This window comes from Streptomyces sp. NPDC002754 (assembly GCF_053592315.1).
Map to the genome: position 1 here is coordinate 171,687 of NZ_JBSFVM010000008.1, position 26,283 is coordinate 197,969.

Sequence of the window (26,283 nt, forward strand, 5' to 3'; positions counted from 1 at the left end):
TATAGCTCTTTGTGCGTACTCTTCCTCTGTCTTGACCTGACGGCCGCGATGAACATTCACAGGCCGTAGCAGAGGGAGGAGTCGGGCATGCGTCTGACACCGTCGGACACCGAGAAGCTGCTGCTCAGCGTGGCCGGGCTGATCGCGCGTGACCGCCGTGAGCGGGGTATCCGGCTCAACCACCCGGAGGCCGTGGCCCTGCTGTCCAGTTGGGCCCTGGAACAGGCCCGCGAGGGCCGGACGGTGGCCGAGGTCATGAACGCGGGGCGAAGCGTGCTCACGCGGGACGACCTCATGGAGGGTGTCCCTGAAATGCTGGGCGACGTCCAGGTCGAGGCCACATTCCCCGACGGGCGCAAGCTCGTCACGATCTCGGAGCCCGTCCAGTGATTCCCGGCGAGATCAGGGTCGGCGAAGGGCCGTTGCCGGAGCGGGACCGCGGCGAGCGCAGGACGTTGGTGTTCGTCAACGACGGCGACCGCCCCATCCAGGTCGGCTCGCATCTGCATCTCCCCCTGGCCAATCCCCACCTCTCGTTCGACCGCGCCGAGACCGAGGGCTTTCGGTTCGACGTTCCCGCGGGCACGTCCGTGCGCTTCGAGCCCGGCGTCAGCCTCCGCTTGACCTGCGTACGGCTGGCGGGCACGCGGTTCGGGGACCGGCCGGACCAGGAGGACCACGCATGAGCAGCACGGAACGACGGGCAGCGGCCCAGCTGTTCGGGCCCACGACGGGCGACCAGATCCGGCTCGGTGACACGGATGTGTGGATCGAGGTGGAGGAGGACCGCACGGACCGTGGCGACGCCGCGGTGTTCGGCGGCGGGAAGACCATCCGTGACGGCATGGCGCAGGGATCCACGTCCCGCGAGCAGGGTGCGCTGGACGTGGTGGTCACCAACGTGGTGGTGCTCGACCACTGGGGCATCGTGAAGGCCGACGTGGGGATCCGCGACGGCCGGATCGTCGGCGTCGGGCACGCCGGCAACCCGGCCGTCTCCGACGGCATCGGCCCCGGGATGGAGATCGGGCCCGGCACCGACGTCATCAGCGGCGAGGGCTGCGTCCTGACGGCCGGCGGCGTCGACACCCATGTCCACTTCATCTCCGAGGAGCAGGTCCGCGAGGCGCTGGCCACCGGCACCACGACACTGATCGGCGGGGGCGCGGGTCCGACCAAGGGCACCAAGGCCACCAGCGTCACACCTGGCGCCCGGGCCCTGGCCATGATCCACCGGGCGATGGACGAACTGCCCGTGAACGTGCTGCTGTTCGGCAAGGGCAGCACCGTCAGCGCCCGCGCGCTGCACGAGGACGCGCTCGCCGGCGCGGGCGGCTACAAGATCCACGAGGACTGGGGCGCCGGCCCCCAGGTGATCGACGCCGCGCTGCGGGCCGCCGAGGAGCACGGGCTGCAAGTGGCCCTGCACAGCGACAGCCTGAACGAGACCGGGTACCTGCGGCACACCGTCGAGGCCATCGGCGGGCGGGGCATCCACGCGTTCCACTCCGAGGGCGCGGGTGGCGGGCACGCCCCGGACATCATCGCGATCGCGGGCGAGCCGAACGTGCTCCCGGCGTCCACGAATCCGACCATGCCGTACACGGTGAACACCGTGGACGAGCACCTGGACATGCTGATCGTGTGCCACGCGCTCAACCCGAAGGTCCCCGAGGACCTGGCCTTCGCCGAGTCCCGGATCCGCGCGACCACCATGGCGGCCGAGGACCTGCTGCACGACATGGGCGCGGTCTCCATCATGTCCTCGGACAGTCTCGCGATGGGACGGATCGGGGAGATGATCTGCCGTACCTGGCAGACCGCGCATGTGATGAAGTCCCGCTTTGGACGCGGCAGTTCGGCGCTGCCCGCGGACAACGAACGAGCCCGCAGGTACGTGGCCAAGTACACGATCTGCCCCGCCGTCGCGCACGGCGTCGATCACGAGGTCGGCTCGGTCGAGGCGGGGAAGATCGCCGACCTGGTGCTCTGGAAGCCGGCCTTCTTCGGCATCCGCCCGGACGCCGTCATCAAGTCCGGTGCGGTGGTGGGCGCCCCGCTGGGCGATGCTAACGCGTCCATCACCACGCCCGAGCCGGTGCTGATGCGTCCCGGTCTGCCGGGCCATCGGGCGTCCGCGGCCCATCTGTCGACGACCTGGGTCGCGCCGGCCGCGCTGGAGAACGGGCTTGGCGAACGGCTGGGGCTGCGCCGCCGGATCGCTGCCGTCCGCCCCACCCGTAACACCGGCAAGCGCGACCTGCCGAACAACACCGCCCTGCCGCGGATCGAGGTGGACCCGGAGACCTTCGCCATCAGCATCGACGGTGAGCGGGTCACCCCGCAGCCGGCGACCGAGGTGCCGCTCGCACAGCGGTACTGCATGTTCTGACGGCGGATGGGGCAGCGGATTCCGATGGACCTGGCAGCACTGGTACTTGCCGACGGCCGGCTGCCCACCGGCGGGCACGCGCAGTCCGCGGGTCTCGAGCCCGCGCTCGCCGCGGGCCTGACCCCCGGGCTGATCCCCGACTTCCTGGCCGCCCGGCTCGACACGGTCGGGTCCGTGGACGCGGCCTGCACGGTCCTGTCCCGGCGGGCCGCGCTGTCCTCCGACGAGCTCGGCCCGGCGCTGGCCCGGATCACGCACGAGTACGAGGCCCGTACCCCCAGCCCTCCGATGCGGGCGGCGTCCGCGCTGCTCGGGCGCGGGATGGTGCGGCTGGCCGAGCGGCTGTGGCCGCACCACGATCCCGTACAGGCGCTGCGCGCTCTGCCCCGGCCGCCGCGGCCGGTGGCGCTGGGCGTGGTCTGCGCGCTGGCCGGCCTCGACGACATCCAGTCGGCCCGGGTCTGCCTGTACGAGGACGCGCAGACCGTGGCGTCCGCGGCGCCGAAGCTGCTGCCCGTGGATCCGCTGGAGCCCGTGCGGTGGGTGCTGGACGCGGCCGACGTCATCGAGCGGGCGGCGGTCCGGGCCGTCGCCGTGAGCAGCCCCGAGGACATCCCCGCGACCGCCGCGCCGCTGACGGAGTTGTGGTCGCTGGATCATGCAGAACGAGAGCGGAGAATCTTCCATGCCTGAACCGACGGCCGTAGCCGGACACGATCACCCCCACCCCCCACGCGCCCTGCGCCTCGGGGTGGCCGGTCCGGTCGGCACCGGCAAGAGCACGCTGATCGCGACGCTGTGCCGTCGGCTGTCCGAGGAGTTGCGGATCGCGGTGGTCACCAACGACATCTACACCGACGAGGACGCCCGGTTGCTGCGGGCCGCCGGTGTGCTGCCCGTCGACAGGATCGTGGCGGTGGAGACCGGGGCATGCCCGCACACCGCGATCCGCGACGACGTCACCGCCAATCTGCTGGCCGTGGAGGACCTCGAACGCGCGTGGGCGCCGCTGGATCTGGTGATGGTGGAGAGCGGCGGCGACAATCTCACCGCGACCTTCAGCCCGGCCCTGGTCGACGCGCAGATCTTCAGCATCGACGTGGCCGGTGGAGGCGACGTCGCGCGCAAGGGCGGTCCGGGGATCGAGCGCGCCGACCTGCTGGTGGTGAACAAGACCGACCTGGGCCCCCATGTGGACGTGGATCCGGAGCAGATGGTGCGTGACGCGTCCACGGTGCGCGGCGGACTGCCGGTGGTGGCCCTGAGCCGGCGTGACGAGGCCAGCGTCGACCGGCTCGTGCAATGGGTGCGGGACACGGTCGAGGCCCATCGCCGCGGCGTCCTGGTGCCCGCCGATCCGGGCCCGATGGCACCGCACACGCACGCGCACGACGACAGCCTCGACGACGACCGGCACTCCCTTGAGCATGCTGACGACGTCCTCCACTCCCACTGACGCGGCCGGCGCCGCCACGTCAGGTGGCACGGTGCCGACCCGGGTACGCGCCGAGCTGCGCGGTGGACGTGTCGCCCTGCCCGTTCTGGAGGCCGGGGACACGCTCGTGCCCCGGGTGCTCGAGGTCGACGGGCCCCGGGTGCGGATCGCGCTCGTCGGGCGCCGGGCGACCCTGCTCGCGGGCGACCGGGTCGAGTTGGACGTCTCGGTCGGCGCGGGGGTCCGGATGGACATCGTGGAACCGTCCGGCACGGTCGCCTACGACGCACGCGGGAGGAGTTCAGCGTGGGGTGCGCGCATCGACGTCGCGCCCGGCGCGGCCCTGGCGTGGCGCGCGGCTCCGTTCGTCGTCGCCGATGGTGCCGTTGTCCGCCGCGACCTCGACGTCCAACTGGCCGACGGCGCAGTGGCGTTACTGTCCGAGCTGCTGGTCCTCGGCCGGTCCGGACAGTCCGGCGGCGCGCTGTACGCACGTCAGCGGATCCTCCACTCGGGCCGCTCACTGCTGGCCGACGACCTCGACCTGCGCGATGCGCGGGCGCGGGCCCGGCCCGGGATCCTCGGCCCGAACCGGGTGATCGGCACCGTCACCCTCCTCGGCCACCGACCGGCCTCCGCGCCGGTGTCCCCTGCCGCCCTGCTGGCCGGCCCGGGCGCCATGGCCAGGGTGGTCGCCTACGACGCGCATCGCGCACAGCCCGAGTTGGACCGCTGGTGGCACGCTTGGCGCCGCGTGCTTCAGGCCGAGGGGACGCTCAACGGGTCCTGAGGACGGTCGCTGTCGCGTCGCCGGACGAAGACGAGGGCCACCGGTGTCACCACCGCGGCCACGAGTCCGGCCGCGAACCCGTTGCCGTACAGGTTCAGCCCTCCGGCGAACGCGCCGGTGACCTGGCCGACCGAGACGTGCAGGAAGCCCGCCAACACCCCCCACTGGGGGCCGAACCGGCCGGCGACCGGCGCCAGACACGTACCGAACAGGGCCGCCCACACCACACCGGGGTCGGTGAAGCCGAACGGCTTGGCCAGCGCACCGAGCAGCACACCGACCATCACCGGCACGATGTTCACCGCGTGCTTGCCGCACGCGCCGAACCCGATGACGCTCACGATGCCGCCGACGACCGGACCATTGAAGTCGGCGCCGACGATCAGTACGAAGGCGGTGGCGATCACCCCCACCGCCGCCATGTTCAGCAGAGTGGGCCCGGCGCCGTCCGATGCGATGAAGTCCGCGGGGGCCTGTCCGGTACGGCGGTGCAGTGCCACGTATCCGTGCCACGGTCTGCGATCCAGGACGAAGGCCGCCGCGACCACGCCCAGCAGAATCACCGCGACCAGGATCAGCAACTCGGCGTCGTGCCCCGACGTCCACACCATCGGCGGCTGCGCGGCCAGGCCGTACGACTGGAAGACGGCGACCACCACCGTGCCGAGGACACCGGCCACGAAGCCCATGTTGTACAGAGTGAACCCGTTGTGCGCGCGGAAGAGTTGACGCGCGACAGGCGGCACCACGAACCCGATCAGCACGGCCGTCGCGAAGCCGAGCGGCACCGAAATCCACCGGTCCAGGGCGGAGTTGAACGCCACCTCGGAGAAGACCGGCGCCAGCGCGGTGGCGAAGATGGCGGTGGTGAGATAGTCACGGACCGGCTCACGACGGGCAGCGGCGTAGAGGCCGACACCCATGACGATGGGCCAGACATTCAGCACGGTCTTCCCGAACAGGCCGAAGCCGAGAAGCATGTAGAGGCAGCCGACCGCGGCGCCGTCGACACGCGCCCCGGTCAAGCGGTAGCCGGCGCAGGCGACGAGGGTGAGCAGACCCGTCTGAACAAAGGCTCCCCCCAGACCCCCCAGGTCGACGAAGTCCGTGATCAGAACATCCGGAGCGATCAGAATGCGTCCGACCCCGCGCACCACCTCCGCCGGCGGATCCACGAGAAACCCGAACGCGACGCACCCGAGCGCCGTCAGACTCAGCAGCCCCAAAAGGCACCGCTCACCCCTCATGTCATGACTTGTCCGCATACCTCATCTTGACACGACGATGTGTCAACTCCGCCAAACCACTCGTGAACAGGCGCTTCTCGCGGTTAGCGTCAGGATCATGACAGAGACGATCAAGACTGCGGCGCCACCCCGGCACCCCGTCCGCCAGCTCCTCGCCGCCTCCGTCGGCAATGCCGTCGAGTGGTACGACTGGTACGCGTACACGTTCCTGGCGACGTACATCGCCGATCAGGTGTTCCCGAAGGGGGCCGACAACTCGCTCGTACCGCTGCTCGCCACCTTCGCGGTGTTCGCGGTCGGGTTCTTCATGCGGCCGGTGGGCGGGCTGCTGATGGGGGCCGTCGCCGACCGGCGCGGGCGGCGGGCCGCGCTCACGGTGACCATTCTGCTCATGGGCGGTAGCAGCCTGCTGGTCGGCATCACCCCGACGTACGCCTCGGTGGGAGTGCTCGCGCCCGTCGTCCTGGTGCTCGCCCGGCTGCTCCAAGGGCTGTCCGTGGGTGGGGAGTTCGCGGCGTCGACGACGTTCCTCGTCGAGTCGGCGGGGCCGGGGCGGCGTGGGCTGTTCTCGTCCTTCCAGTATGTGTCCACGTCCATCGGGCAGTTGATCGCGTCGGGCGTCGCCGCGGTGCTGGTCGCCACGCTCGCCGAGGGGCAGATGGACGGCTGGGGGTGGCGGGTGCCGTTCCTGGCGGGGGCGGTGCTCAGCCTGGTCGGGTTCTGGATCCGGCAGGGCGCGCAGGAGACGCGGAGCGAGACGCACGAGCGGCCGGGGCTCTTCGACGCGCTCAAGCAGTACCCGCGGCAGTCGCTGCTCGTCTGCGGGATCACGGCGGGCGGCACCCTCGCGTACTACACGTGGACCTCGTACCTGCCGACGTACGCGGAGCTGAACACGAACATCGACAAGTCACAGGCGCTGACCGCGGGCACGATCTCGCTGGCCTTCTTCGCGCTGCTGCAGCCGGTCGGCGGGATGCTCTCCGACCGCTTCGGGCGCAAGCCGCTGCTGCTGTTCTTCGGGCTCGGGTTCGCGCTGCTGAGCGTGCCGCTGCTGCACTCGCTGACCGGGTCCTTCGCCTCGCTGCTGTTCACGCAGTGCGCCGGCATGGTGCTGCTCACCGGCTTCACTTCGATCTCGGCGGCGGTCAACGCGGAGGTGTTCCCGGCGCGGGTGCGGGCGGCCGGGATCGGGTTCCCCTACTCGCTGACGGTGGCGCTGTTCGGCGGCACGGCGCCGTACATGGGCACGCTGTTCAAGGACCTGGGGCACAGCGGCTTCTTCCCCTGGTACGTCGCCGTGCTGTGCCTGGTGTCCTCGGTGGTGTACCTGCGACTCCCGGAGAGCGCGCACCGGGAGCTCGATCGCTGAGCGGGTCGGGGCTCAGCCGCCGGAGGCCTGTCCGGCGGCGGCCCCGCGCTCCCGCTCCCCCGGCACCGGCGCGGGCACCGGCTCGGGAGCCGCGCCGGGGCGCATCATCACGCAGTCGAACTCGAGCACCCGGCCGGTGCTCTTCTCGCGGGTCACCGGGTACATGCCGGTGACCTCGAAGCCGTGGCCCTCGTATTCGGCGAGGGCCTTCTCCATGCGCGGGCTGTCTTCGTAGAGCCGCAGGAGCGCGACCTCCGACTGCAGGCCCACGAAATCGCCGACGCGCTCGCCGGCTCCGGCGAAGACCTCGAGGTCGTAGCCCTGCGTGTCCATCTTGAGATAGGGGCGGGGGTCGGAGATGCCGGCGAGGGCCTGGTCCATGAGGCCGTCGAGACGGGAGACCTGGATTTCCTCCGTGCGGCCCTTCGTGAACCGCTTGTACGCCGCGTTTCCGTAGTCGCTCGGGGGAAGCAGCGAGTTCATGGTGTTCCACTCGACGTACATGGGCCGGAGTTCGTCCGAACGGCCGAGTCCGCAGGGGAAGACGTGCCAGTCCGGGTCCCCATCGGCGCGCTTCCGCAATTTCTCCAGGAAGCGGGGAACGGGTTCGAAGGATACAATGCGGCCTTTGTATCCGAACTGCCTGAGGCGCTTTCCGTACTGCCCGACGTTGGCCCCCACGTCGAATACGCAGTTCACGCCGTAGTGGTCGAGCATCTCGACGACGTGACGGCTGCAGAGACAGTCGGAAGCCGCCTTCTGGAAGTCCTGCTCCGGCATGCCCGACTTCCGCTGGTCCACGACCAGATGGACGCCGCCGCCGAGGTCGGTACTGGTCCACTTCCCATGACGCCGGTGCACAAGGACCGCTGCTCCAGGAGCCAGGTCGATGATCTGGGCCCCGGTCCGAGAGAGGCCGTTCAGCAGTGTCCGGTACAGAGAAGCCATGGCCGACACCGTCGCAGACATGAACCGAAACCCTGGTATGGCCCGGCCCGCGTCACTCGAAACAGTGACGCCCCGCTCTCCGTGCGATATTCGTATCGGCGAGTGACCATAGGAAGTGCGTTTCCCGCGAAGGACGTAAACGCCACCAGGTTACGAACCCTCTCCTCGGAACGGTCCGAGCGCACGGATTGACAGACCTACATGACCCACATAAAAGTCACGGTTATCATTCCGACCCACAACACTGGCGAAGACGTCATGGTGGGCCTCACCGCACTGCGGAAACAGACCATGCCCCGCACGGACTTCGAAGTGCTCTACGTCGACGACTGCTCCTCGGACGACACGGTCGCATTCCTGGAAAGGGAACTGGCCGGCGAGGACACCATGCGGGTCGTCCCGATGGCCACCAATTCGGGCTGGCCCGGCCGCCCCCGCAACACCGGGGTCGCCCGCGCGCGCGGCGAGTACGTGCACTTCGTCGACGACGACGACTGGCTCTCCCCGCAGGCGCTGGAGCGGCTCTACGCGCGCGCCAAGGAGACCGACGCCGACATCGTGATCGGGCGCATGGCGGGGCACGGCCGCGGCGCCCCGCGGGCCCCGTTCGCCAGGCCGCTGGAGCGGGGGTCCGTGCGCGAGAACCCCGTACTGCTGGGCAGCATGACCGTCCACAAGCTGTTCCGCCGGCAGTTCCTCCTCGACCACGAGCTGCGCTTCGAGGAGGGCCGGGTACGGCTCGAGGACCATCTGTTCACGCTGCGGGCCTATCTGCTGGCCAAGCAGGTCAGCACCGTGTCGGACTACACGACGTACCACTGGGTGCGGCACCGCGACGGCAGGCACAACATCAGCTACACCCCCATCGAGCCCGCCCCTTACATAGGCTCGGTGCGGCGCATCATCGCGCTGCTGCACGCCCCGGACACGCAGGTGGCGGACGATGAGATGCGGCACCGGTTCACCGCCAACTGGTACGGCAGCAAGGCCCTGAAGCGGCTCACCGGGAAGGGGTTCCTCGGGCAGGAAGAGGAGCGTCGCGCGGCCTGGCGACAGCAGGTCATCGACCTCGCCGCCGACCTGCCCACCGCCGTCGACCGCCATCTGCCGGAGCGTCTTCGCGTGCTCTCCCGCCTGTGCCGCTCCGGCGACCACGAGGGCATCCAGGCCTACACCCGGTACGAGAGCGAGGTGCGGCACCTGCCGAAGGTCGAGGAGACGGTCCGGCAGGGCGAGGTGCTGCACGTCCGTACGCGCACGTCACTGGTGCGGACCGACCCGGAGACGGGCGAGAGCACCCCGCTCCTGTTCCGCCGCACCGTGCACGAGACGCCGTCCGGCAAGAAGCGGGTGCGCTGGATCTGGCAGCCGCCCGCTCCCCTGGACGAGCTTCCCGGGCTCGCCCCCGCGCTCGACTTCACCCAGCCGCTCAAGAAGGCCAAGGCGCAGGGCCTCGTGCACCACAAGGCGGGCGGCACCCAGCTCGTGGTGGCCACCGGGACGTCCACGCTGCGGCCCACCGCGCACGAGGCGGACCCCGACCTGTGGGAGATGCACTGGACGACGGAGTGCACCATCGATCCCGCCGGCGTCGACGAGATCTCCGGGCCGCTGGAGAGCGGCACCTGGCACGTGTGCCTGCGCCTGAACGTGGGCGGCTGGCTCAGCTCGCCGCGTCTGTCCGGGGTGACACTCTCCGTGCCGGGCGCCGCGAAGCCGGTGGTGGCCGACCGGCAGCGGCCCGCGCCCCAGCGCCACCCCCTGCACGGCGTCGCGAAGGTGGCGGTGCCCGTGCTGCGCCGGGTGTTCCCCGCCGCCGCGTATCTGGCGCTGCGCGACCGGTACCGGCGGCTCCCCGCGTTCGGCGGGAGACCCGCTCCGGTCTCGGTGGCCCTGCAGGAGCTGCAACGCGCCAAGCAGGCGCAGGCGCTCAGTGTTTCCAGTACCCGCAGAACATGATGCGGTCCTTCGGTACCCCCTGAGCCACCCAGTGCCGGCGCAGCCCGGTGGCGAGCCCCGACTCCCCTACCGCCCAGCCGTACAACGGGCCGCCGGAGAGCGGCAGTTCGCGGGCCCGTGCGAGGGCGGCCGCGCCGGGTACGGACGTGGGCGTGTCACCCCGGTCGACCCAGACGACCTCGACGCCGGGCGGCGCCGTGAGTTTCTGGCGGTCCTCGGGGGCCGGTACTTCCGCGACGGCCCAGCCCGTGGTGTCGGCGGGCAGCGAGGCGAGCACTCCGGCGAGCGCGGGCAGGCCCGACTCGTCGGCGGCGAGGGCGACTTGGCGGATTCCATCGGGCATGTTGAAGCCGGTGCCCTCGTCGACGAGGACGACCGCGTCACCCGGCCCACAGGTGCGCGCCCAGGTCGCGGCGGGGCCGGCCGTGGCCTCGGCGTCGCGTCCGTGGAGCACGAAGTCGACGTCCAGCTCCGGGCCTTGGGGCCCTTCGGCGCGGTGGGCGCGGACCGTGTAGTTGCGCAGGACGGGGCGGGTTCCCTTGGGGCCGCCGAGGATCTTCAGGTAGCTGACGGTGGTCAACCGGTCCGGGATCCGGCCGAGCGAGGCGTCCGCGTCGGGGCCCGCCGGGAGGAAGAGGCGAAACCACTGGTCGTATCCCATCGGCCGGAAGTGCGCGATGTCGCCGCCTCCGAGGGTGACGCGGACGAAGTGCGGCGAGAGGTGTTCGCTGCGCAGGACGTGCAGGCGCAGGGGCCGCGCCGACTCGGGCTTGACGCGGGTGGCGGTGATGTTGCCGCGCTGCATGTGCGCCTCCGTTCAGCGGTGCGCGCGGGCAGCCGCGGCGTCGAGGAGTTCCTGGATGCGGTGGCCCACTTCGTGGGGGCCGATCGCGTGCCGGGGGAAGGCGATGCGGATGTCCTCGCACTCCTCGGCGGCGCGTTCGAGGCGCAGGACGAGGCCCCTGCGGTCGAGGCGTACGGGGCGGATGTCCGCCACGTCGGACAGGTCCAACTCGCCTACGGTCTCGGCAAGTTGGATGAGGAGGTCCGCGTGGCCCGTGTCCAGGTGCGAGAGCAGTTCCGCCTCGACCCCGGCCAGCGGGTCGGGCGCCGCCGCGGCGAGTTCCGTCACGTCCAGGACGCGCACCGAGTCGTCCTCGGCGAAGGCGGCCCGCGCCGGGCGGAACACCAGGGTGTCGGGGCCCGCACCCCCGAGGCGTCCGCTGAAGGCGAGGCGGGCCCGCACCCGGTCACGGACGACGACGGGGGCCACGTCCGTGAACTCCGCGTACGCGGCGAGGCCCGAGTGCGGCGCCGTGGCGAGCGCCGCGGTCAGCCGCGGATCCTCGGGGTCGAGCAGGATGAGCCGGGACGCGGCGTCCACGGCGTAGAGCCCCACGCAGTCGAGCCGCAGCCGGGCCTCGGTCGTGGTGGTCAGGGTCAGGGTCAAGGTGTCGGCCGCGGCGAGGATCGTCCGCGCCCGCTCGGCGGGGGTGAGCTCCTGGTGCGCCACTGGGTTGACCATCTCCACTCCAAACTTAGGTAAGGCTCACCTTACTCACGCGTGAGGTCCAGTGTCACCCCCACCCCCAGGGCGTCATGCACCGGTGCCCTGGGGAACGAATGTGATGCGGGCCAGGCGGACACCACCGCCCAGCCGCACGCGCAGATCACGCACTCCGTTGGCGACGAAGGGGGCCTCGACCGTGACGTAGTCGTACGGTCCGCCGGTCGCGGGCGCTTTGACGGGGCCACCACCGACCACGTCCACGAACCCCTCGCCCGCGACGTCGAGGCGTACGGCCGAGATGCCGTGCGTTCCGAAGTCGCAGTCGGCGTAGAGGAGTTCGCCTTCTCCGGTGATGGCGTCGCCGTCCGTCCTCGTGCGGTCGACGATCTCGATGCCGCCGCGCATCTCGTCGTACGTCGCCACGTCCAGGCCGTCGGTGAGGACGGGGCGCGGCGCCGGTTCTTCGCCGGCCACGCGGAGGGTCTCGGTGAGGCGGATGTCCGTGCTGGAGGCGCCGACGAGCAGTTCGTACGGTCCGGCGGCGACGCTCCAGCGGCCGCGTGCGACGTCCCAGTGGCCGAACTCCGCGAGCGGAACGCGGAAGGTGGCCCGCTCCGACTCCCCAGCGCCCAGGGTGATGCGGCGGTGTCCGACGAGCTGGCGGCGTGGGCGCGGCACGGCGGCGTCCACCGCCCGCAGGTACAGCTGAGGCACCTCGTCCGCCGTGCGCGGGCCCGTGTTCGTGACGGTGAAGGTGACTTCCACCGTCGCCTCGTCCGGGCAGGACACGAACAGCGCGGCGTAGGTGAACGGCGCGTAGGACAGGCCGTGTCCGAAGGAGTAGAGGGGGGTGCCCTCGAAGTAGAGGTACGTCTGGCGCGAGCCGATGATGTCGTAGTCCAGGAGGCCGGGCAGGTCGGTGTCGGCCGCGTACCAGGTCTGCGGGAGCCGGCCCGCCGGGCTGATGTCACCGGCGAGGACGCGGGCGAGCGCGCGGCCCGCGGCCTGGCCGCCGTGCGCGGTCCACAGCAGGGCGGGCAGTTCGGTGTGCGCGTCGGGGACGGCGTACGGGTACGAGGAGACCAGGGCGAGGGCCGTGCGTGGGTTGGCGGTGCGGGCCGCGCTCCACAACTCGGCCTGATGCGGCGGGAGTTCGAGGGTTGTGCGGTCCTCGGTCTCGCGGCCGTTGATGTGCGGGTCGTTGCCTGCGAAGACGAGGACCACGTCCGCTTCGGCGGCCGCGGCGGCCACGGCGTCGGCGCCGCGCTCCATGACATCGAGTTCGAAAACCGTGCCCTGGTCGGCAACCTTCAGGCCGTCGGCGGCGACCGACACGTACCGACCCGTCCCGGCGTGCTTGAGGAGGTGCCCGTCCTCGTGCGGTTCGAGCGTGAACGTCTCCTGGACGACCCAGCCGCCCGGCTGCTCGGCGGAGGCCCGGACGTATCCGTCGTCGGCGACCGAGAGGTAGCGGCCGTCTGGCGCGCGGAGCGTGAGGACGCCGGATCCCCAGTCGGCCAGGGCGAGTTCGGTGCCGTCGGCGGACGGCGAGACGTGCAGCGGGGCGAGGTCGGTCCGGCCTGCGATCAGCGCGGGGTCGAGGGCGGCGGCGGAGGCGTCGGGCGCCGCCTCCTCCGGCGCGTCGGGGACACACACCCCTCCCTCGGCGCACCGCAGCCGTACCCGGTCCACGCCCTCCGCGTACGTGACCCGGTCCACGCCGAACCGCTCCCGCAGCCCGTCGAGGGGTGTCGAGCGGCGGATGAGAGTGCCGCTGTACCAGTCCGTCTTGCACTCGTCGGCGAGCAGGCCGACGGCCGCGATCCGGGTGTGCGCGTCGAGCGGCAGCAGGCCGTCGTTCTTGAGCAGCACGATCGCCTGCTCGGCGGCCTCCTGGGCGAGCGCGCGATGCGCCTCGGTGTCAAAGTCCCGTACGTCCGCGAAGGGGTCGGTGTCGGCGAACTCGCCCAGTCGGGCCCGCACTTCCAGCTGTCTGCGCACGGCCGCGTCGATGTCGGCCTCGGAGATCAGACCCTGGTCGTAGGCGCGCCGCAGCCGCCCGACGATCGTCGAGGAGTCGGTGCCGTGGTCGGTGAAGCTGTCGACTCCGGCGCGCAGGGCGGCGGCGACGGCCCCCTCGTGGGTGGCGAAGTAGTGCTCGGAGTCGACGAGGTTGCTGGGCGCGCCCGCGTCGGAGCAGACGAGGAGTTCCTGGTCGGTCCAGGTCCGCAACTGTTCGCGCAGGTACGGCGATACGTGGTTGGGGCGGCCGTTGACGAGGTTGTAGGCGGGCATGACACCGGCCACCGCCCCCGCCTCGACGGGCCGCTTGAACGCCCGGAGGTCGTACTCGTGCAGCACGCGTGGGCGCACGGAGGCGTTGGAGGTGTCGCGGTCGGTCTCGTTGTTGTGGGCGAGCCAGTGCTTGAGGACGGGGGCCGTGCGCCAGTACTCGGGGTGGTCGCCGCGCAGGCCCCGCGTGTACGCCGTGGCGATCGCGGCGGTGAGGTGCGGGTCCTCGGCGTAGCCCTCCTCGTTCCTGCCCCACAGCGGGTTGCGCAGCAGATTCACCACGGGCGCCCATACGTTGGGGCCGACCCGGTCGTCGCGCCGCCGCATGGCGCGGGCCTCTTTCGACACCACGGCGCCGATCCGGTGCAGCAGCTCGTCGTTCCAGGTGGCGCCGAGGCCGACCGCCTGCGGGAAGACGGTGGCCTCGCCCATCCACGCGACGCCGTGCAGCGCCTCCTGCCCGGTGCGGAACGCGGCGAGGCCGAGGCGCGGGACGCCGGGCGTGAACTGGTGCAGGAGCGCGAGGCGTTCGTCGAGGGAGAGCCGGGCGAGCAGCCCGTCGACGCGCTTGCTGTCGGGAGCTGCGGGTTCCGGGCGGGGCGCGGTTCTGTCGATCACGTGGAGGTCCCTTGGCGAAGGAGATCGGGATGGATTCGAAGCGCTTCGATGCTCGGTAACCCCCTCATCGTGTGTCAAGTGGACGGCAGCTGTGGGTCGTTGAGGAATTCCACGCACCTGTCTTGTCGCCGTGGGAGCGCTCCCTTAACCTCACTGCAACATCGAAGCGCTTCGACATTTGCGCCGAGTCGTCATCCCCGAAGGGTTGCTCCCATGACGCCGAACTCCCCCTCCACCGGCCCCGGTCGGAGAAGCTTCCTCGCCTCCACCGCGGTCGCCGCCGCGGCCGTGGCCGGCGGCGTGCCCCTGCTCTCCGCGTGCGGGAGCACGGCCGAAACGGGCGAGGGGACGACCTCGGGGAAGTCGGCGAAGAAGCTGCTGCCGACGTATGCGGCGCGCCCCATCGTCACCCCCGACATCGCGTCGAAGAACGGCTCGTGCGCCGGTTTCACCGGCAAGGTGGACCTGGCGAAGCTGGAGACGTCCGTACCGAAGAAGCTCGGCACCGGAGCCCAGGTGAAGGTCATGGCCCCGTTCTGGGGACCACCGCCGAAGGCCGACTGCGAGTACTACACCGCGCTCAACGAGGCCTCTGGTGTACAGGTCGACTGGCAGAACCAGGACGGCAACACCTACGGCGAGAAGATCGGCGCGGTGCTCGCCTCCAGCTCGCTGCCCGACGTGCTGATCGTGCCCGGCTGGGAGCTTTCGGGGAAGATCCCAGCCGCGCTCGTCGCGAAGATGATGGACCTCGGCCCGTATCTGGCCGGCAGCAAGGTGCGCGACTATCCGAACCTGGCCGCCATCCCGGAGGACGCCTGGCGGCGCGGCATCTTCGGCGGCAAACTGCGCGGCATCCCGTACCCGTACTCGCGCCTCCCGAACATCGCGCCCTTCTACCGCAAGGACCTCTTCGGCAAGAACGGCTGGGAGCCGCCGAAGTCGGCGCAGGAGTTCTTCGACCTCGCCAAGGAGATGACCAGCAAGAAGGCGGGGGTGTACGGCTGCGACGACATGAAGTGGTCGGCCTTCAACTTCTTCGGTTCGCTCGGCGGCAGCGAGAAGGCGCTCGGCTGGAAGATGCAGGGCAAGAAGCTCGTCAAGCGCCTGGAGAGCGACGAGTATCTGGAGGCGCTGTCCTGGACGCGCAAGCTGTACGCCGCCGGGGTCGTGCACCCCGAGGCGAAGGCGCAGACCGGTGACGGCCTGCTCCGCTTCACCAGCGGCAAGGTCATGATGTGCAACGCCGACATCGCCTACTGGTACGGCAAGAGCGCGGAGATGCAGGGCAGCAAGGCGTTCCCGGACTTCGAGATGGCCGCGATGGACATCTTCGGGCACGACGGCGGCGACCCGACGCTCTATGCGGGCACGCCCGCCAACGTATGGGCCTTCGTCCGCAAGAACGCGTCCAAGGAGATCGTCAAGAACGTCCTGGCCGCCGCCAACTACACGGCCGCGCCCGTCGGCACAAAGGAGCACATGCTCGCCTACTACGGCGAGGAGGGCACCCACTTCACGGTCGAGGACGGCGTCCCGACGAAGACGAAGAAGGGCAACGCGCAGGTGGTCAGCTCCTGGCAGATGCTCTCCGGGCCCGCCCCGTTCTTCGCGTACCCCGACTTCCCGGACATCACCAGGGCGATGTGCGAGTGGCAGCAGCGCATGGGCGCGTTCGTGAAGAAGTCGCCGTTCTACGGCATGACGATCGTCGAGCCCACGCGGTACGCCACCCTGGAGGACAAGTTCGAGCAGTTGGAGGACGACTACGTCCGCGGCAACAAATCGCTCGGCGACGTGCAACAGGCGATCAGTGACTGGAAGTCGCGGGGCGGCGACAAGCTGCGCGACTGGTACAAGAAGCTTCTCGACGAGAACGGCGCGAACGGCGACGCGTCCTGATGGCGCTGGAGACCCAACGCCCGCCCCGGTCCGCCGCCACCTCCGTCAAGAACAAAGCCAAAGCCAAAGCCGACGCGGGCGGGGACGGCGGCATCACCTGGCGGACCAGGCTGCGCCGCGACCGCACACTGATCCTGATGACCGTGCCCGTCATCGTCCTGCTGCTCGTCTTCAACTACCTTCCGCTGCTCGGCAACGTCATCGCGTTCCAGGACTACAACCCGTACGTCTCCACCAACGGCGTCACGGCGATCCTGCACTCGCCGATGGTGGGCCTCGAACAGTTCCAGAAGATGCTCGAGGACTCCGACTTCTGGAACGCGCTCCAGAACACCCTCGTCCTCTTCCTCATCCAACTGCTGCTGTTCTTCCCCGTGCCGATCGCGCTCGCGCTGCTCATCAACAGTGTGATCAGGCCGCGGGTGCGGGCCCTGTCGCAGGCGATCCTCTACCTGCCGCACTTCTTCTCGTGGGTGCTCGTCGTCACCGTCTTCCAGCAGATGTTCGGCGGCGCCGGGCTGATCGCGCAGCTGCTCCAGGACCACGGCGTCGACGGCTTCGACCTGATGACGGACGCCCGGATCTTCAAGTACCTGCTCACCGCGCAGATGGTCTGGAAGGACGCCGGCTGGGGCATCATCGTCTTCCTCGCGGCCCTCGCCTCCGTCAGCCCCGAGCTGTACGAGGCGGCGGCGATGGACGGCGCGAACCGCTGGCGACGCATGTGGCACGTCACGCTGCCCGCGCTGCGCCCGGTGATCGCGCTGCTGCTCGTCCTGCGCGTCGGCGACGCGCTCACCGTCGGCTTCGAGCAGATCCTGCTGCAACGCAGGGCGGTGGGCGCGGGCGCCTCCGAAGTGCTCGACACGTACGTGTGGAGCACCGGCATCCAGAACGGCGACTTCAGCTACGCGGCGGCGGTCGGCCTGGTGAAGGGCGTGGTCGGGATCTGTCTGGTGCTCGCGGCCAACAAGTTCGCCCATCTGCTCGGCGAGCAAGGTGTGTACAAGAAGTGAGGGTGGACAAGAAATGAGCGTCACCGTCGAACGCCCCCGCCCACGCGGGCAGTGGCAGGCGCCCGAGCGCCCGGTGTGGGAGGAGCCGCCGACCCGGGCGGGCCTCGGCGCCAAGGGTCTGATCCTCGCGGTGTGCTGCATCGCCGTGCTCGGACCGCTGTGGGTGGTGGTCGTCACGAGCCTCTCGCCGCGGCACGTCATCGACTCGGCGGGCGGCCTGGTGCTGTGGCCCGAGGCCATCACCTTCGTCAACTACCAGGAGCTGCTCGGCGGCGGCCAGGTCAGCCGGGCCATGCTGGTCTCCATCGGGGTGACCGGTGTCGGCACGGTGTTCTCGATGGGGGTGTCGGTCCTCGCCGCGTACGGGCTCTCGCGGCCGGGCTCGTTCGCGCACCGGGCGCTTCTGATGGCGCTGCTGACGACGATGTTCTTCAGCGCCGGGCTCATCCCGACGTACCTTCTTGTCCAGACGCTCGGCCTGACCGACAGCTATCTGGCGCTGATCCTGCCGAGCGCGGTGAGCGTGTTCAACATCCTGGTCCTGCGCGGGTTCTTCATGAACATCTCGCAGGAGCTGACGGACAGTGCCCGCATCGACGGGGCCGGCGACCTCAGGATCCTGTGGACGATCGTGCTGCCGCTGTCCCGCGCGGTGGTCGCCGTCATCTCGCTGTTCTACGCGGTGGCGTACTGGAGCGCCTGGTTCAACGCGATGATCTACATCGACGACCCGACGAAACTGCCGCTCCAGAACGTGCTGATGCAGCTCGTGCAGAAGAACTCGGCGCTGCCGACGGGCCTGAGCCAGGCGGTCAACGCGGGTGAACTCTCCGCGCTGGGGCTCCAGATGGCGATGATGGTGCTGGCTCTCGCGCCGGTCGCGGTCGCCTCCCCGTTCGTCCAGCGGCACTTCAAGAAGGGGATGCTCATCGGGGCGGTGAAGGGGTGAGCGCCGTGCGGGAGATCGCCGAGGGCGGGCGCCTGTTGTTCGGCGGTGACTACAACCCCGAGCAGTGGCCCGAGGAGGTGTGGGCCGAGGATGTCCGGCTGATGAAGGAGGCCGGGGTCAACTCGGTCACCGTGGGCGTGTTCGCGTGGGCGCGGCTCGAACCCCGGCCGGGAGCCAGGGAGTTCGGCTGGCTCGACCGCCTACTGGATCTGCTGCACGCGCACGGCATCGGCGTCGTCCTCGCCACCCCGACCGCGTCCCCGCCGCCGTGGCTGGGGCGCCTGTACCCGGGGACGCTGCCGCGCGACGAGCACGGGCACACCGTGTGGTGGGGCTCGCGCCAGCACTTCTCCCACTCCTCCGCCGCGTACCGCCGGCATGCCGGCGCGGTCACCGAGGACCTCGCCCGGCGCTACGGCCACCATCCGGCGCTGCGCATGTGGCACATCAACAACGAGTACTGCACGTTCGACTACGGCGACGAGTCCGCGCGCGCCTTCCGCGACTGGCTGCGCGCGCGGTACGAGACCCTCGACGCGCTCAACACGGCCTGGGGCACGCCCTCTTGGGGCCAGCACATCGAGACGTGGGCGGATGTGATCCCGCCGCGCCGCGCCCAGTACCTGCGCGGCCCGACGCAGCTCCTCGACTTCCGCCGCTTCACCTCCGACGCCCTCCTCGCGTGCTACGTCGCCGAACGCGATCTCGTACGCCGCCACACGCCCGACCACATCCCGGTGACGACCAACTTCATGCCGCTGTGGACCGGGCAGGACGCGTGGGAGTGGGTGCGGCACGAGGACGTCGTGTCCGTCGACGTGTACCCGGATCCGCGCGACCCGGGGGCCGGTCAGTACAACGCGATGCTCGCCGACATGACGCGCAGTCAGTCCGCTGGCGGGCCGTGGATGTTGATGGAGCAGGCGGCGGGTGCGGTGAACTTCCGCCCGGTCAACTCGCCCAAGCCGCGCGGCCTGAACCGCCTCCTCTCCCTCCAGTCCGTGGCGCGCGGCGCCGACGCCGTCTGCTACTTCCAGTGGCGCCAGTCCCGGCAGGGCGCGGAGAAGTTCCACTCGGCGATGCTCGGGCACGCGGGCGCGGCGGGTCGGTCGTTCGCGGAGGTCAAGCGGATCGGGGTGGATCTCGCACGGTTGGGGTCGGCGGTCGCCGGGACGCGCCTCACCGCCGACATCGCCGTGCTGCACGACTGGCACTCGTGGTGGGCCGGCGGCCAGGACGGCAGGCCGTCGGCGCACGTCGCATACGAGGAGGTGGTGCGGGCCTGGCACCGAGCACTGTGGGAGGCGCACCTCACGGTCGACTTCGCACACCCCGAACACGAGCTGTCCGCCTACCAGTTGGTGGTCGTTCCGCAGCTGTACCTCCTGACGGACGCGGCGATCGACAACCTGGTGGCGTACGTGCGCGGGGGCGGGGCGCTGGTGTGCGGGTTCTTCACGGGGGTCGCCGACGTGGACGACCGGGTGCGGCCCGGCGGCATGGACGCGCGGCTGCGCGAGTTGCTCGGTATCCGCACTCTGCACGAGTGGTGGCCACTGGAGCCAGCGGAAACCGTTGACTGCGGCGAATTCACCGGCACGCTGTGGTCGGAGGAGCTGACGGCGGCGGCCGACGCCGAGGTCACGGCGGCGTACCGCGGCGGCGAGCTCGACGGCCTGCCGGCCGCCCTGCGCCGCGGCCGCGCCCGCTACCTGTCCACGCTCCCGCGACCCGGGGCCCTACGGGCGCTGCTCGCGGACGCGGCCCTCGAAGCGGGCGTACGGCCTCCACTGGCCGGCCTCCCCGCAGGGGTGGAGGCCGTACGTCGCGGGGAACTGCTGTTCCTGCTGAACCACGGGCGGGACGAGGTGACGGTCGCGCTCGCGGAGGGCGGGCGGGACCTGTTGACGGGGGCACGGGTCGAGGGGACGGTGACGCTCGGCCGGTTCGGCGTCGCCGTACTGGAGCCGGTGGCGCCGGCTGCGGGGGCCCGGTGATCCCCGAGCACCCCCACGGCACCTGGGAGACCGCGCCCGCCGACCGTTGGGAGGACGCCTACCTCGGTGGGAACGGGCGCCACGGCGTCCTGGTCTTCGGTGATCCGCGCGACGACCGGGTCGTCGTCACGCATCACCGTCTGGTCCGGCCGGACGGTGGCCCGCAGCCGGGGCCGCCCGCGCTCGCGCATGAACTGCCGCAGCTCCAGGACCAGTTGCTCGCCGGTGACGCCACCGCGGCCGAGCGGTTCACGGACGGGCGGCCGCTGCGGTGGGTGCGCGCGTTCCATCCGGCGTTCCAGGTCCGCTTCGTGCGGGACGAGGACGGGGCGGCGCGCGGCTACCGGCGCGCGGTCGACTTCGCGACGGGGGTGGTCGAGGCGCGGTGCGGCGGCTGGCGTTCGCGGGTGTTCGTGCCGCGGGCGGACGACGTGGTCGTGCAGCACGTGAGCGGGCCCGGCCTCGACGGGGACCTGGCGCTCGACCCGCACCTCAGCGGTGTCCCCGGCGGGCTCGGTATCGGCCGTGGCGCGGTGCTCACCCCGTACGGCGCCCGGCTCACGCTGCGCTGCCGCTACCCGGACAGCGACCTCGGCTTCACCGGCGTGACCCTTGCGGTGGTGCGGGACGGGCGCGCCTCGGTGGGCGGCACGGGGCTGCGCGTCGAGGGCGCGGGTGAGCTGCTTCTCCTGACCCGGGTCCGCAGACACGCCGGGGAGCTGGACACGGCGGGCGAGGCGAGCGCGCTCGCGGACCTGATCGACGCGAGCGGCTCCCCCGACGCGACGTACGACGCTCTCCTCGCCCGCCACGAGGCCCTGCACCGGCCCGCCTACGAACGCGTCACGTTCGACCTCGACGCCCCGCGCCACCAACGTGGCCTGCCCGGAAGCGAGTTACTGGCCCGCGCGTCGAGCCCGGCCCTCCTTGAGCGGCTGTTCGCGGCGGGCCGTTACCACCTGCTCAGCTCCTCGGGCGCCCTGCCGCCCCGGCTGACCGGGCTGTGGACCGGCGAGTGGGACACGGCGTGGTCGGGCGCGTTCACCACGGACGCGAACCTGAACCTCCAGACGGCGTCGGCGGTCGCCTGCGACCTGCCAGAGACGGTCGAATCCCAAGGGGCTTTCATCCAGGGCCAGTTGGCGCACTGGCGGGACAACGCGCGGCTGATCTTCGGCGCCCGCGGCATCGTCGCGCCCGCGCACAGCGACGGCGAGTCGGGACACGCGTACCACTACCAGCACGCGTACCCGATGCACCTGTGGACGGCGGGCGCCGACTGGCTGCTCGAACCGCTCATCGAACAGGCCGAGGCCACCGGCGAGCGACTCACATGGCTCGCGGCCGCCGTCACCGAACTCGCCGTGTTCTACGAGGACTTCCTCACGCGGACTGGCCCCGACGGGCGGATCGCGATCGTGCCCTCCTACTCACCGGAGAACCGGCCCGCGAACGCGAGCTGGGGCACCGTCAACGCCACCATGGACATCGCGGCGGCCCGGCACGCGCTGCGCACCGCCGCCGCCTGGCACCCGGGCCCGGACGGCGACCGCTGGGCCGCACTCGCCGACCGGCTCCCCGACTACCGGGTCAACGAGGACGGGGCGCTGGCCGAGTGGGCGTGGCCGGGCCTCGACGACGCTTACGACCACCGGCACCTCAGCCACCTGTACCCGGTGTGGCCGCACCACGACATCAACCCGTACGACACCCCGGACTTGGCGAAGGCGGCGCGCCGGGCGCTCGAACTGCGCGGCGCCGAGAACGACTCCGCGCACGGGCATCTGCACCACGCCCTGATCGCGGCCCGGCTGCGCGACGCGCCCCGCGTCACCGACTGCCTGCGGCGCGTCCTGACCAGCGACTATTTCCACACATCACTGATGAGTGCGCACTACCCGCGCCGCGACGTCTACAACGCGGACGCCGCGCACACCCTGCCCGCGCTGATCACGGAGGCCCTCCTCCAGTCCACGCCCGAGCGCCTGGTGCTGCTGCCCGCACTCCCCGCCGACTGGCGGCGGGGAGCACTACGGGGCCTGCGCACGCGGTTCGGCGCGCGGGTGGATCTGCGGTGGGGCAGCGGCACCTGCACGGCCCTCGTCCGGCCGCACCGGGACGCGGACGTGGAGCTCAAGACCCCTGCGGGCGACGCGGGGCGGATCCGTCTGGACGCGGGTGTGGAGCGCGAACTCAGCCTGCCCACGCGGTAGTTACAGCAGCGCGGCGAGCTCGCCCAGCACCCGCGCCGCCGGCGCCGGGTCGACCAGCCACTTCAGGTGGCTGCTGTCGATGGTGCGGACGCGGAAGGGGTTGTCCGGGGTCAGTGCGTCGCCCTCGCGGATCAGCCGGTCCTGGAGGGCGGGCGGCAGGCTGGTGTCACGCGAGAGACGGACGTACGTCTTCGGGATGCGGCCCCACGTCTCGGCCTGCGCGCGGTCGTCTCCGGTGCCGACGTCGAGGTTCTCGTCGGGCTGGAAGGTGTTGAGGAACGTACGGAACTCGTCGTCGGTTCCGTCGGCGAAGAAGGCCGACCTGAATGCGTCGAGCGCCTTCTCGTCGGCGGTGCGGAAGTTGACGCGCAGCAGGCCGAGTTCGGCCGGGTCGCCCGCCATGGCGAGGCCGAGCGCGGCGACGTCGACCGAGGCCATCTCCGGTTCGGCGTGGTAGTCGCCCACGCTGAGGTCGACCGGGCACCAGGAGGCGACGTAGACGATGTGATCGATGAGGTCGGGGCGCCGGTTGGCGGCGGCCGTGGCGGTGACGCCGCCGCGGCTGTGCGAGACGAGGATGACCGGGCCGTTCTCCTTGGCCCGTTCCAGGACGCGGATCACGTGCTCGGCGTTGTCGGCGAGGGTGACTCCCTTGATGGAACCGGGAATTGACGCGAGACCCGCCGGGTCCTGCGGGGACTGGTACGCGGCCGGGTAGGTCGCGGCGAAGCCGTGTCCCGGCAGGTCGACGGCGACCGAGCGGTGTCCGAGCAGGCCGAGTTCCGCCTGGAGCGGCGCGAAGGAGAAGGAGTTGGCGAATGCTCCATGGACGAGGACGTACGTCGGCTGCACAGGCACGCTCACTTTCTGAGGCTTTCCTGACGCTTCAGGACCGGATGTGCCGATCCTAACCGGCGGGCGGCGCCTGTGCCGCGCTTTCCCTGACCGTCAACTCGGGCGCCAGCAGCACGACTTCCTCCGCCGAGCCGCGGCCCTCGATCTGCGCGACGACCTGCTCCACCGCGCGCCGCCCCATCTCCTGCGCGGGCACGGCGACCGAGGTGAGCGGCACCGACGCATGCCGCGCGACCTGCTCGGGGCAGACGGCGACGACCGACACGTCCTCGGGGACCGCGCGCCCGGACTGCCGCAGCAGGGCGAGCAGCGGGTCGGTGGCGGCCTCGTTCTGGACGACGAACGCGCTGGTGCCGGGGCGCTCGTCGAAGATCCGCGACAACGTTGCCGACACCGAGGCGTAACTGCCCTCGCAGGGGCGGTGCAGGAGCCGCAGGCCGAGTTCGGCGCTGCGCCCGCGCAGGCCCGTCAGGGTGCGCTCGGCGAAGCCGGTGCGGCGCTCGTAGACGGCGGCGGCCTCGCCGATGACAGCGATCTCGCGGTGCCCGAGGCCCGCCAGGTGTTCGGCGCACACCGCGCCCGCGGCGGCGAAGTCCAGGTCCACGCAGTTGAGTCCTGTGGTGTCGGCGGGCAGGCCGATGAGGACGGCGGGACGGCTCGCGGTGCGCAGGAGCGGCAGCCGCTCGTCGTCCAGCTCGATGTCCATGACGATCACGGCGTCCGCCAGCGCGCTGCCCTCGATGCGGCGCACGGCCTGGGCGCCCTCCTCGCCGGTGAGCAGCAGGATGTCGAAGCCGTGGGTGCGGGCGGCGGTGGCGACCGCCGTCGCGATCTCCATGATCACGGGTACGTACATGTCGGTGCGCAGCGGCACCATCAGCGCGATGATGTTGGACTTGCTGCTGGCGAGGGCGCGGGCCCCCGCGTTGGGGTGGTAGCCGAGCTTGCGCACGCTCGTCTCGACGCGCTCGCGGGTGGCCGCCGAGATGGACCGCTTGCCGCTGAGGACGTAGCTCACGGTGCTCGCCGAGACTCCGGCATGCCTGGCGACCTCTGCGAGGGTGACCATGTCGTTCTCCTGAAGCCGGGTCCGAGGGGGGTGGGCGGGAGCCGCCCGTCGTTCGGCATGCCGACCCTATGATTTGCGCAGGGTGCCTGTCCAGAAGGGTCGTCGAAGCGCTTCGACGACCTGTCGGGCACCAGGTGAGCCACTAGGGAGGACACGCATGACCGACGCCACCCCCACCGCGCCGATACGCACCTCATCGGGCCCGGTCCGCGGGCTCGCGCAGGGAGCGCTGAGCGTCTTCCGCGGCATCCCCTACGCCCAACCACCGGTCGGGCCAATACACTTGGCGGCCCCGGAACCGGCGCTGCCGTGGGACGGTGTGCGGGACGCGTTCGACTTCGGCCCGCCGCCCCCGCAGTCCCTCGCGGGTGGACTCGCGGGCGGCCCGGTCCCCGAGGGCGAGGACTGGCTGACCGTCAACGTGTGGTCGCCCGAGCTCGGCGCCGCGGGCCTGCCCGTGCTGGTCTATGTGTACGGAGGGGCGTACGTCACCGGCTCCACCGACGGGCCGCACTACGACGGCTCCGCGCTCGCCGGCCGCGGCGCGGTCGTCGTGACCCTCAACTACCGTGTCGGCGCCGAGGGTTTCGGCGTCTTCGACGGGGCGCCCGCCAACCGGGGCCTGCTCGACCAGGTGGCGGCGCTGCGCTGGGTGCGGGAGAACATCGCGGCGTTCGGCGGCGACCCGGCCCAGGTCACCGTCTTCGGGGAGTCGGCGGGCGCGGGCTCGGTGGCGTCGCTGCTCGCAATGCCTTCGGCGGCGGGCCTGTTCCGGCGTGCGGTGGCGCAGAGCGTGCCGGGCACGTTCTTCACGCTCGACCTCGCGCGTGACATCGGCGCGCGGATCGCGGAGCGGCTCGGGGTGCCGGGCGCGGGGGCCGCCGAACTCGCCGCGTGCGCGCCGAAGGCGTTGCGCGACGCCACGGACGACCTGATCCGCGTGCTGCCCGAGTACGCGGACCGCTGGGGCCGCGTCGCCCACACCTCCACCCCGTTCTCGCCGGTGGTCGACGGCGAGGTGCTGCCCACCACGCCGTGGGAGGCGCTCGCGGGCGGCGCCGCGCGCGACGTCGAGCTGCTCGTCGGGCACAACCGGGACGAGTTCCGGCTGTTCACCATCATGGCGGGCCGGTACGGGAAGACGACCGGGGAGGAGGCGGTCGAGGCGCTGCTGCGGTTCGGTCCGGGACCCGGCGCCGAGGCAGGCTACCGGGCGGCGTACCCGTCCGCGGACCCGGTCCGGCTGCACGAACTCGTCATGTCCGACTGGCTGTTCCGGATGCCGTCGCTGCGCCTGGCCGAGGCCCACGCGGCGGGCGGCGGGACCGCGTACGCGTACGAGCTGTGCTGGGAGGCTCCCGGCGCGGGCGGCGCGATGGGCGCCTGTCACGCGCTGGACGTGCCGCTCGTCTTCGGCACGCTCGACTCCGCCTTCGCCGGCCTCTTCCTCGGCGGTCAACTCCCGGACAGGGCCGTGGAGTTGTCGCGAGAGATGGGCGCCGCGTGGACCGCGTTCGCGAAGGACGGGGCCCCGGGGTGGGCGCCGTTCACCGCCGGCGAGCGGGCGACCCGCGTCTTCGACGCACCCTCGCGCACGGCCCCGTACCCGGAGGAGGCCTCCCGGCTGCTGTGGGAGGGCTTCGACTTCGTGCCGCTGGACCTGGAGCCCGGCGCGAGCGCGACCGCGCGACGCGCCGACGGCTGAGCGTTTCGAAACGG

Annotated in this window: 21 protein-coding genes; 14 read left to right on the forward strand and 7 right to left on the reverse strand. The window is 71.3% G+C overall.

What is annotated here, in order from left to right; translation table 11 throughout:
• The first annotated feature begins 87 nt into the window (after positions 1-87).
• Genes ACWD2L_RS19460 through ACWD2L_RS19485 form a run of 6 tightly spaced genes read left to right on the forward strand, consistent with a single transcriptional unit; the run spans position 88 to position 4,617 of the window.
• Positions 88-390 (forward strand): urease subunit gamma, encoded by a 303-nt coding sequence (locus tag ACWD2L_RS19460; RefSeq protein WP_351342053.1) that lies wholly within the window; start codon positions 88-90, stop codon positions 388-390.
• Entirely contained in the window at positions 387-686 is a 300-nt protein-coding gene (locus ACWD2L_RS19465; protein ID WP_351342055.1) for an urease subunit beta, read from the forward strand. Before ACWD2L_RS19460 ends, ACWD2L_RS19465 begins: the two co-directional genes overlap by 4 nt.
• Positions 683-2,392, forward strand: coding sequence for an urease subunit alpha (locus ACWD2L_RS19470; RefSeq protein WP_351342056.1), 1,710 nt, complete (start codon positions 683-685; stop codon positions 2,390-2,392). The genes ACWD2L_RS19465 and ACWD2L_RS19470 overlap by 4 nt, the downstream gene beginning before the upstream one ends.
• 24 nt (positions 2,393-2,416) lie before the next feature.
• On the forward strand, positions 2,417-3,085 hold the full coding sequence (locus ACWD2L_RS19475; RefSeq protein ID WP_351342058.1) for an urease accessory protein UreF: 669 nt from the start codon (positions 2,417-2,419) through the stop codon (positions 3,083-3,085).
• Positions 3,078-3,848, forward strand: coding sequence for an urease accessory protein UreG (gene ureG / locus ACWD2L_RS19480; RefSeq protein ID WP_351342060.1), 771 nt, complete (start codon positions 3,078-3,080; stop codon positions 3,846-3,848). The genes ACWD2L_RS19475 and ureG overlap by 8 nt, the downstream gene beginning before the upstream one ends.
• Positions 3,820-4,617, forward strand: a complete 798-nt coding sequence (locus tag ACWD2L_RS19485) for an urease accessory protein UreD (RefSeq protein WP_351342062.1) — start codon at positions 3,820-3,822, stop codon at positions 4,615-4,617. Before ureG ends, ACWD2L_RS19485 begins: the two co-directional genes overlap by 29 nt.
• On the opposite strand, the gene ACWD2L_RS19490 is transcribed toward ACWD2L_RS19485, so the two are convergent.
• On the reverse strand, positions 4,587-5,843 hold the full coding sequence (locus tag ACWD2L_RS19490) for a DUF1576 domain-containing protein (RefSeq protein ID WP_351342064.1): 1,257 nt from the start codon (positions 5,841-5,843) through the stop codon (positions 4,587-4,589). The two genes, ACWD2L_RS19485 and ACWD2L_RS19490, sit on opposite strands and share 31 nt — an antisense overlap.
• A 118-nt stretch (positions 5,844-5,961) precedes the next feature.
• On the opposite strand from ACWD2L_RS19490, the gene ACWD2L_RS19495 reads away from it, so the two are divergent.
• On the forward strand, positions 5,962-7,236 hold the full coding sequence (locus tag ACWD2L_RS19495; protein ID WP_351342066.1) for an MFS transporter: 1,275 nt from the start codon (positions 5,962-5,964) through the stop codon (positions 7,234-7,236).
• 12 nt (positions 7,237-7,248) lie between these two features.
• Here the strand turns inward: ACWD2L_RS19495 and ACWD2L_RS19500 are convergent, their stop codons facing one another.
• Complete coding sequence (locus tag ACWD2L_RS19500; protein ID WP_351342068.1) at positions 7,249-8,184, reverse strand: FkbM family methyltransferase; 936 nt, start codon at positions 8,182-8,184, stop codon at positions 7,249-7,251.
• Positions 8,185-8,385: 201 nt separating this feature from the next.
• Here ACWD2L_RS19500 and ACWD2L_RS19505 point away from each other — a divergent pair, with 201 nt between their 5' ends.
• Positions 8,386-10,143 carry a glycosyltransferase family 2 protein gene (locus tag ACWD2L_RS19505; RefSeq protein ID WP_351342070.1) on the forward strand — a complete coding sequence of 586 codons (1,758 nt, stop codon included), beginning with the start codon at positions 8,386-8,388 and terminating at the stop codon, positions 10,141-10,143.
• On the opposite strand, the gene ACWD2L_RS19510 is transcribed toward ACWD2L_RS19505, so the two are convergent.
• The 3 genes from ACWD2L_RS19510 to ACWD2L_RS19520 all read right to left on the reverse strand — a co-directional run bounded on the left by ACWD2L_RS19510 (position 10,115) and on the right by ACWD2L_RS19520 (position 14,563).
• Positions 10,115-10,948, reverse strand: coding sequence for a siderophore-interacting protein (locus ACWD2L_RS19510; RefSeq protein WP_351342072.1), 834 nt, complete (start codon positions 10,946-10,948; stop codon positions 10,115-10,117). The two genes, ACWD2L_RS19505 and ACWD2L_RS19510, sit on opposite strands and share 29 nt — an antisense overlap.
• Before the next feature lie 12 nt (positions 10,949-10,960).
• A complete protein-coding gene (locus ACWD2L_RS19515) occupies positions 10,961-11,668 on the reverse strand; it encodes a DUF2470 domain-containing protein (protein ID WP_351342074.1) in 708 nt (235 codons plus the stop codon).
• Between the two features lie 72 nt (positions 11,669-11,740).
• Positions 11,741-14,563: a glycoside hydrolase family 3 C-terminal domain-containing protein gene (locus ACWD2L_RS19520; protein WP_351342075.1), complete on the reverse strand. Its 2,823-nt coding sequence runs from the start codon at positions 14,561-14,563 to the stop codon at positions 11,741-11,743.
• A 213-nt stretch (positions 14,564-14,776) separates the two neighbouring features.
• Here ACWD2L_RS19520 and ACWD2L_RS19525 point away from each other — a divergent pair, with 213 nt between their 5' ends.
• Genes ACWD2L_RS19525 through ACWD2L_RS19545 form a run of 5 tightly spaced genes read left to right on the forward strand, consistent with a single transcriptional unit; the run spans position 14,777 to position 22,640 of the window.
• Positions 14,777-16,465 carry an extracellular solute-binding protein gene (locus tag ACWD2L_RS19525; RefSeq protein ID WP_351342077.1) on the forward strand — a complete coding sequence of 563 codons (1,689 nt, stop codon included), beginning with the start codon at positions 14,777-14,779 and terminating at the stop codon, positions 16,463-16,465.
• Entirely contained in the window at positions 16,465-17,481 is a 1,017-nt protein-coding gene (locus tag ACWD2L_RS19530) for an ABC transporter permease (RefSeq protein WP_351342079.1), read from the forward strand. Before ACWD2L_RS19525 ends, ACWD2L_RS19530 begins: the two co-directional genes overlap by 1 nt.
• A gap of 13 nt (positions 17,482-17,494) precedes the next feature.
• Positions 17,495-18,430, forward strand: coding sequence for a carbohydrate ABC transporter permease (locus tag ACWD2L_RS19535; RefSeq protein WP_351342081.1), 936 nt, complete (start codon positions 17,495-17,497; stop codon positions 18,428-18,430).
• On the forward strand, positions 18,427-20,427 hold the full coding sequence (locus tag ACWD2L_RS19540) for a beta-galactosidase (protein WP_451190302.1): 2,001 nt from the start codon (positions 18,427-18,429) through the stop codon (positions 20,425-20,427). The genes ACWD2L_RS19535 and ACWD2L_RS19540 overlap by 4 nt, the downstream gene beginning before the upstream one ends.
• Complete coding sequence (locus ACWD2L_RS19545; protein ID WP_351342086.1) at positions 20,427-22,640, forward strand: glycosyl hydrolase family 95 catalytic domain-containing protein; 2,214 nt, start codon at positions 20,427-20,429, stop codon at positions 22,638-22,640. The genes ACWD2L_RS19540 and ACWD2L_RS19545 overlap by 1 nt, the downstream gene beginning before the upstream one ends.
• Here ACWD2L_RS19545 and ACWD2L_RS19550 read toward each other — a convergent pair whose 3' ends face one another.
• Both ACWD2L_RS19550 and ACWD2L_RS19555 read right to left on the reverse strand, forming a co-directional pair.
• Positions 22,641-23,504 carry an alpha/beta hydrolase gene (locus ACWD2L_RS19550; protein ID WP_351342082.1) on the reverse strand — a complete coding sequence of 288 codons (864 nt, stop codon included), beginning with the start codon at positions 23,502-23,504 and terminating at the stop codon, positions 22,641-22,643. It lies immediately after the preceding gene.
• Between the two features lie 43 nt (positions 23,505-23,547).
• On the reverse strand, positions 23,548-24,564 hold the full coding sequence (locus tag ACWD2L_RS19555) for a LacI family DNA-binding transcriptional regulator (RefSeq protein ID WP_351342084.1): 1,017 nt from the start codon (positions 24,562-24,564) through the stop codon (positions 23,548-23,550).
• A gap of 157 nt (positions 24,565-24,721) precedes the next feature.
• Here ACWD2L_RS19555 and ACWD2L_RS19560 point away from each other — a divergent pair, with 157 nt between their 5' ends.
• The gene (locus ACWD2L_RS19560; protein ID WP_351339286.1) at positions 24,722-26,269 is read left to right on the forward strand and encodes a carboxylesterase/lipase family protein; all 1,548 of its coding nucleotides are present in this window, start codon (positions 24,722-24,724) and stop codon (positions 26,267-26,269) included.
• The last annotated feature ends 14 nt before the right edge of the window (positions 26,270-26,283 follow it).

Coding starts and splice junctions, on each gene's coding strand:
- ACWD2L_RS19460 (WP_351342053.1), top strand. CDS start 88: ATGCGTCTGACACCGTCGGACACCGAGAAGCTGCTGCTCAGCGTGGCC.
- ACWD2L_RS19470 (WP_351342056.1), top strand. CDS start 683: ATGAGCAGCACGGAACGACGGGCAGCGGCCCAGCTGTTCGGGCCCACG.
- ACWD2L_RS19475 (WP_351342058.1), top strand. CDS start 2,417: ATGGACCTGGCAGCACTGGTACTTGCCGACGGCCGGCTGCCCACCGGC.
- ureG (WP_351342060.1), top strand. CDS start 3,078: ATGCCTGAACCGACGGCCGTAGCCGGACACGATCACCCCCACCCCCCA.
- ACWD2L_RS19485 (WP_351342062.1), top strand. CDS start 3,820: ATGCTGACGACGTCCTCCACTCCCACTGACGCGGCCGGCGCCGCCACG.
- ACWD2L_RS19495 (WP_351342066.1), top strand. CDS start 5,962: ATGACAGAGACGATCAAGACTGCGGCGCCACCCCGGCACCCCGTCCGC.
- ACWD2L_RS19500 (WP_351342068.1), bottom strand. CDS start 8,184: ATGGCTTCTCTGTACCGGACACTGCTGAACGGCCTCTCTCGGACCGGG.
- ACWD2L_RS19505 (WP_351342070.1), top strand. CDS start 8,386: ATGACCCACATAAAAGTCACGGTTATCATTCCGACCCACAACACTGGC.
- ACWD2L_RS19510 (WP_351342072.1), bottom strand. CDS start 10,948: ATGCAGCGCGGCAACATCACCGCCACCCGCGTCAAGCCCGAGTCGGCG.
- ACWD2L_RS19515 (WP_351342074.1), bottom strand. CDS start 11,668: ATGGTCAACCCAGTGGCGCACCAGGAGCTCACCCCCGCCGAGCGGGCG.
- ACWD2L_RS19525 (WP_351342077.1), top strand. CDS start 14,777: ATGACGCCGAACTCCCCCTCCACCGGCCCCGGTCGGAGAAGCTTCCTC.
- ACWD2L_RS19530 (WP_351342079.1), top strand. CDS start 16,465: ATGGCGCTGGAGACCCAACGCCCGCCCCGGTCCGCCGCCACCTCCGTC.
- ACWD2L_RS19535 (WP_351342081.1), top strand. CDS start 17,495: ATGAGCGTCACCGTCGAACGCCCCCGCCCACGCGGGCAGTGGCAGGCG.
- ACWD2L_RS19555 (WP_351342084.1), bottom strand. CDS start 24,564: ATGGTCACCCTCGCAGAGGTCGCCAGGCATGCCGGAGTCTCGGCGAGC.
- ACWD2L_RS19560 (WP_351339286.1), top strand. CDS start 24,722: ATGACCGACGCCACCCCCACCGCGCCGATACGCACCTCATCGGGCCCG.